The 6,202-nt window shown below is 62.8% G+C and carries 5 protein-coding genes and 3 pseudogenes; 4 read left to right on the top strand and 4 right to left on the bottom strand.

The window, feature by feature from the left end:
* The first annotated feature begins 82 nt into the window (after nucleotides 1-82).
* Nucleotides 83-520 carry a hypothetical protein gene (locus AWB74_RS48025; RefSeq protein WP_235024935.1) on the top strand — a complete coding sequence of 146 codons (438 nt, stop codon included), beginning with the start codon at nucleotides 83-85 and terminating at the stop codon, nucleotides 518-520.
* A gap of 95 nt (nucleotides 521-615) precedes the next feature.
* Complete coding sequence (locus AWB74_RS46200) at nucleotides 616-828, top strand: hypothetical protein (protein WP_143749500.1); 213 nt, start codon at nucleotides 616-618, stop codon at nucleotides 826-828.
* 48 nt (nucleotides 829-876) lie between these two features.
* On the opposite strand, the pseudogene AWB74_RS43115 reads toward AWB74_RS46200, so the two are convergent.
* From AWB74_RS43115 to AWB74_RS43110, 3 genes and pseudogenes are all read right to left on the bottom strand, one after another.
* A pseudogene (locus AWB74_RS43115) lies at nucleotides 877-1,777 on the bottom strand (MBL fold metallo-hydrolase).
* 314 nt (nucleotides 1,778-2,091) lie between these two features.
* Nucleotides 2,092-2,217 (bottom strand): hypothetical protein, encoded by a 126-nt coding sequence (locus tag AWB74_RS48340; RefSeq protein ID WP_268811247.1) that lies wholly within the window; start codon nucleotides 2,215-2,217, stop codon nucleotides 2,092-2,094.
* A 55-nt stretch (nucleotides 2,218-2,272) separates the two neighbouring features.
* Nucleotides 2,273-3,207: pseudogene (locus tag AWB74_RS43110) on the bottom strand (YihY/virulence factor BrkB family protein).
* A gap of 318 nt (nucleotides 3,208-3,525) precedes the next feature.
* Between AWB74_RS43110 and AWB74_RS43100 the strand changes: the two are divergent.
* Together AWB74_RS43100 and AWB74_RS43095 are read left to right on the top strand one after the other, a co-directional pair.
* Nucleotides 3,526-4,394 (top strand): annotated as a pseudogene (locus tag AWB74_RS43100) (manganese catalase family protein).
* Nucleotides 4,395-4,660: 266 nt separating this feature from the next.
* Nucleotides 4,661-4,855: a DUF2934 domain-containing protein gene (locus AWB74_RS43095; protein WP_061152603.1), complete on the top strand. Its 195-nt coding sequence runs from the start codon at nucleotides 4,661-4,663 to the stop codon at nucleotides 4,853-4,855.
* A 30-nt stretch (nucleotides 4,856-4,885) separates the two neighbouring features.
* Here the strand turns inward: AWB74_RS43095 and AWB74_RS43090 are convergent, their stop codons facing one another.
* Nucleotides 4,886-5,776: an MBL fold metallo-hydrolase gene (locus tag AWB74_RS43090; RefSeq protein WP_061152602.1), complete on the bottom strand. Its 891-nt coding sequence runs from the start codon at nucleotides 5,774-5,776 to the stop codon at nucleotides 4,886-4,888.
* Nucleotides 5,777-6,202: the final 426 nt, after the last annotated feature.

Below are 6,202 nucleotides of genomic sequence, written 5' to 3'. Positions count from 1 at the left end.
CGCGTTTGCACGTGTTTGCACGCGTTTTCACTCGCTCAGCAAGTCGGGGACCTACAACGCGCGCTGAACCTCGGAACAGCGTTTGCTGGATTTCACGCACGACTCATTCCACGCTCGAATCGCCATGACCAACACATTCGATGTTCAAGGTACGTCCGCCGTGCCTGGGCACTTCTTCCTGATGTCGACACCGCCCGACCCCTCGGCCGACTGCAAAAGCGATGACCGCGATGATCTTCTCGATGAAACCGGCGCAACGACCCATCGCACCACCGGCAAGACCGGCACCGACACGAAGGCCGAGCCCGATCCCAAGCCGAAGCCCTCGTCGTCGGCGCAGCCGGATCACATCGAGCAACAGCCGGTGCCCGGTCACACGGAGAACATTCCGGCGAATCCGGCTGAACCCGCGCCACGTGGACTGAATGAATACCGCGCGCCCGATGCCCGGCCCGACGACAAGCCGGGCACACCACCGGGCACGCAAAGCGGGCGCGACCGCAACAAGTCGCCGGACTGAGCCGGAGCATCCCGGTTGCGTCGAGCTTGCTTGCCACTTCTCATCGACCGGAACGCCACAAAGAGCACAACAACGAGCAAAACAAGGAGCGCACCATGAAGTCGTCCATCACGTTGAAAGCCTTGCTGATCGCCGCAATGTCGGCAGGGATTTGCCTCGTCGCTGGCTGCAACCGCGGTCACACCGGCGCGAGCAGCGCGGCCGGCGACACATCGGCTGCCGCGCCCGCGTCGGTCACATCCGCGCCGGCCGCCGGGAGTTTCCCCGCGACGGCGGCGAGCGATGCGCCTTCGGGCGCCAGCCAGTAAGCCGGATACAAACCAGGGAGAGAAGCCTGGGCGCAACGGCGCGCACATTCATGCGGGTCGCGACAGCAGGGCTTCGGCGGGAATGCCCGGCGAGCGTCCCGCCATGCGCTCGAACTCGACCGGGTCGTGACTGCAGAAGACCCGCACGTCGCGCGCAGAGTCTTCACTGCACAGCGCCCGGAGTCGCGCCTGATTGCGCCGCCGCGCTGCGCCGTCCTTCCATCATCCACTGATAAAACGCAAGGCCGGGCGTGCAGCGAGGTCGCGCGGGATCCATTTCCGTGTGATAGAAGTACGCGTCCGCCGCCAGCAGAAGCCAACCCTCATTCGCCCGAACGGCGATACCCGCATGACCGAACGTGTGGCCGCACAAGGGAACAAGCGCGATCTCGTCAGCGCAGCGCGTGAGGGGACGCACGCATTCAAATCCGTACCAGTGGTCGCCGCCGCAGTGATGCACGAGCCAGTTGACCTGCGTCGACCACTGCTGCGGCCGTAAGCGCTGGCGGTCCAGCCAGGTCTTCTGCCGCAGCGCGTAGTCCCGCTCGGTTTGCAGCATGTGGACGTGCGCCTGCGGAAAGTCATCGAGACCGCCGGCATGATCGAAGTCGAGATGGCTCAGCAGAATGTGACGCACGTCAGCCGTCGAAAATCCGAGCCGCTCGATCTGCCGCGCCGCCGTCATCTCCACGCGGAACTCGGGCTTCAACATCAACAGGAAGAACGCCCTCAGGCGACTGCGCGGATCGGCGACATCGCGCAGACCGAAGCCCGTGTCGGCCAGCACGAGGCCGTCATTTGTTTCGATGAGCAGGCAATGGCGCGACAGCTCACCGCGTCGCAGCAAGCTGGCGGTGCGTCCGTCGAAGAGCTTGCCGCCGAGCGGACAGCTAGAAATGCAATTGAGATGATGAACGCGCGTGCCTATGTCAGGGAACGACGACGCCATCACGACGTGGTAAGCACCAGGGAATGCTTGAACGCGTCCCACGCATCTTTGGGACCCACACTGTGAACTCTGGCGAGCCACGCCATCTGATCGTCCTTTGAAAGCGAGTGCCACCACTCGCTGCCATTACGTAAGTCCTTTATCCGAGAATCGAATTCCATGGCGTGTATCCGTGTTCCGATAGACACAGACACGCAGTCGGTGTGCCTCCTCCGTGCCGGCTATGCGGCGAACGCATCTGACCTGGACGAATACGTTGCATGGCACCACGTCAGGACATCCATTCGATCCGGCTGCCCGCGCCGGAAAGGCGATCAGAACCGTCTCACCGCATGACCGTGGCGCGCGCTCTTCGTCAGAATAAAGAGGCTGGCACCCGCCGCTGCAATCGCAAAGCGGCTCGGATTCGCCTTCACCGCATCGAGCATCTTCGCGAACACCGGCGTGCGCCGGACCGCACGTGCTTATCGGACAGCACCGTAGCCGCGGACACGTTCACGTGTGAGCACCCGGCGTGACCGGCGCACGTGTGTTCGCTGGCGCGCGCGCCTGCGCGTTACGAGGCCCACGCTCCTCTCCAGACGCTTGCCCGCGCGCTTCGCCTCGCGTCGCAGCGGCTTCCGCGCCGAGCAGCATGACAGCGGCGGCGAAATACAGCCACATCAGCAACACGGCAAGCGAGCCGGCCGCGCCGAACGCGCTCGCGGTCCCGGCGTGCGTCAGATACAACGCAAAGAGCTTCTTTCCCACGGAAAACAGCACCGCGGAAATGGCCCGCCCACGAGCGCATCGCGCCACGGCACGTGACCGTCCGGAAGATACTTCAACAGCGCGGCAAACGCGCACGACAGAATCACGAGACCGAGAACGAACTGCACGACATCGCCGATGACGACGAGCGGCGAATCTCCGAATACCCATTTGCCCGCTGCCTGCACGGCTGTGTCCAGCACGAGCGACACGATCAGCAGAAACGCAACGCCCATGACAAGGCCGAACGAAATCAGCCGCACCTTGACGAGCGTTGCGACGCCCGATGCTTCCTTGCCGCGCTTCGGCCAGATGATCGACAGCGCCGTGTTCAACGACGAGAACGTCGCCGACGCGCCTACGGCCAGCAGTACGAACGACATCGCCGCGGCAAGGCCGCTTCCGCCGCTGCGGTGGGCATGCTCTACGATCGCCTGCACGCTCGCGGCCGCATCCTTTCCGAGCATGCCGTTGATCTGATGAAAAAGCTGTCCGCGAGCGGCCTGCGAGCCGAACACGAGCCCGGCGACGGCGATCACCATAACGAGCGTCGGCGCGAGCGAGAACGCGGAATAAAACGCAATGCTCGCGGCCATCGGCGCGGCGCGATCAGCGCCGAAACGTTTGAATGTCCGCGCGGGCCTTGCGAAGGCCCGGCCCATCAGCGATTTGGCGTTCATGGCTGTCTCCGGTGATCCATGCGCCACGCATGGAGCATCAAAGATGCCCCCCGCCGGAAACAGCCGCCTCGCATGGCATACGCGTTGCTGTCGCATTCAGGCCGATGTCGCGGATTCGATCCGCACAGCGGCCGTTCATATCACGACGCGGCTTCCCCGCGAGACGCCGGCGCGCTTTCTTCGCGCCGAGGCTCGCAGCAGCATGACCGTAAGCGACGCTTTCGATGTCCTCTTGGTCGTTGCGAGCAAAACCGTTCAACCCTTGTGATTCGCGCCGAGTCCGTGAAGGGTTTCGTGCGCCCAAAAGGAGTCGCCCAAATGTTCGTGCATAACAAGCGTCTGCAATACACCGTTCGCGTGAGCGCGCCCAACCCCGGGCTTGCCAATCTGCTGCTCGAGCAGTTCGGTGGCCCGTAGGGCGAATTGGCCGCCGCGTGCCGATACTTCACACAAGCCGTCGGCGAAGACGATCCGGGCCGCAAAGACCTGTTGTTCGACATCGCGACCGAAGAAATCAGCCATCTCGAAGTAATCGGCTCGATCGTCGCGATGCTGAACGAGGGCGCGAAGGGCCAACTCGCGGAAGCGGTGGAGTCGGAAGCCGAGTTGTATCGATCGCTCACCGGCGGCGGCAATGATTCGCACACCACCGCCCTGCTCTATGGCGGCGGCCCGGCGCTCACCAACTCGCAGGTGTGCCGTGGAGCGCTGCCTATATCGACACCATAGGCGAGCCGACGGCCGACCTGCGATCCAACATTGCGGTGGAGGCGCGCGCGAAGATCGTCTACGAACGTCTCATCAACGTGACTGACGATGCGGGCATCAAGGGAGCGCTCGGCTTCCTCATGACGCGCGAGATCGCCCATCAGAAATCCTTCGAAAAGGCGCTTCACTCGATCCAGCCGAACTTCCCGCAAGGCAAGCTGCCAGGCGAGCCGGAGTTCACGAGCGTCTACTTCAACATGTCGAGCGGCAATGATGTGCGCGGGCCATGGAACGAGGGCGGCGACTGGAAGTTCGTCGAAGATCCGCAACCCGCCGTCGACGGCGGTGACGGGACGGCGACCGTGACCGAACAGGACGTCCAGGTGCTGCAGGCGATGGCATCGCGCACGGCCTCGGATCCATCGGCCGCGTCGACGACCGGGGCCGATCTGGGCGCTGGAACGGCCAACGAGGCGTAACGCCGGCCGGCGCCGCCGAGCTTCGGGGCGGCGCCTGTCCACGCCGGGCCGATGTAGTTCGCATGTCTCACTATCGGCTTCGATATGCCCGGCACCGCCCATGTTCATCGGTTGCCTGACCGACGACCTCGCGCATGAAAATTCCTCGAAGGCCAACACGATGTCCGCACCCATGGCATAGTCGTGGGAATGCTTGCTTCGCGTTAATATCTGTCCGTCCCACGTAAGAGCCCAGACCTGCAACAAGGCTTTCAAAGGAGGAGAGAATGGACACCCCGCCCACAGAAGAGCAGATCCGTGCACTCGCTTATCGCCTTTGGGAAGAAGCTGGCGGTCCAGAAGGCCGCTCTGGCGACTTCTGGGTCATGGCGCAACGCCAACTGGCGAGCGAACCGGGCATGGGCGACGGCCTATCCGACATCGCGCGCCCCGGCGGAGAAAGCGGCGACCGATCTGGTTGAAACTGCGGGCAGGCTCATCCACCGGCCCACTTATACCCGGGAGCGCGCTCGCTGCTTGAATGCCTCGGCGGGAACGCCCGCCGAGCGTCCCGCAATACGCTCGAATTCGATCGGGTCATGACTGCAGAACACGTCCACTCGTTCGGACAAGTTGTCGCCGGCACAAAGCCCGCGAAGCCTCGCCTGGTTCCATCGACGCGCCACGCGATCCTTGTCCATCATCCATTGGTATAAAGCCAGTCCTGGCGTACAGCGTGGGCGTTCGACATCCATTTCCGTGTGGAAGAAATACGCGTCTGCTGCCAACATCAGCCAGCCGCTATCCTTGCGCACCGCGATGCCGGCATGACCGAAAGTGTGGCCGCCGAGCGGCACCAACGCGATATCGTCCATCGACTGCGTTAGAGGCTTCACGCATTCAAATTCACGCCATCGGTCACCGCCGGTAGTGTCGTGGAATTCCCAGTTTTGCTGTGTCGACCACTGTTGCGGCCGGAAGCGTTGTCGATCGAGCCACGTTCGCTGCCGGACTGCGTAGTCGCGCTCAACGCGAAGCATATGCACCTTCGCGTGCGGAAAGTCATCGAGGCCGCCCGCGTGATCGAAATCCAGATGGCTAAGCACGATGTGCCGCACGTCTTCGGCGGAGAAGCCCAGCCTCTCGATCTGACGTATCGCGGTCATCTCTTCGCGAAATTCGGGCTTGAGCATCACTAGAAAGAATGCCGACAGGCGACCGCGCGGATCGGCGACATCGCGCAATCCAAAGCCCGTATCGATCAGCACGAGTCCCTCGTCGGATTCGACCAGCAGACAATGGCACGTGAGTTCGCCGCGACGGAGAAGACTTGGCGTGCGGCCGTCGAAGAGCTTCCCGCCCAGCGGACAACTCGATATGCAGTTGAGGTGATGAACACGCATGCGACATCCCGAAAAAAGCGGCTTGCCCGCCGGTGAGTCGGTCAAAGAACCTAATCTCGGCGTCCCCGCTACCGGGCACGGATGGAACCCGGCGAAGAATTTCAGTGATTCGGCTTTCTCACTGTGACGGTGAAGAGCAGTTCGTATGCCACCGCGGCGATCAAACCGGGACCGCCGAAGCTTCGATTACTCGACAGCCTCCGACTGTCGGAAGGCAATGTTCCGTAAAGCACAGCACGCGGTCTTTCCGCCCGGGAAAATGCGAAATACCCCATCAATGCATCCACGTTTGTCGCAGCACATCACATTCTGTCAACGCCCATGTCTTCTTGAAACTCGCCGGGGATTGTAAGCGCTCATTCCGATGCCATCGCCTCAATGGCGTCGCCGATGCGGTCGCCATCGTCGTAATGGATCATGTGCCCG

This window comes from Caballeronia arvi (genome assembly GCF_001544695.2).
In the GTDB taxonomy this organism is placed as follows: Bacteria; Pseudomonadota; Gammaproteobacteria; order Burkholderiales; family Burkholderiaceae; genus Caballeronia; species Caballeronia arvi.
This window is presented reverse-complemented; position numbering and strand designations above follow the sequence as displayed.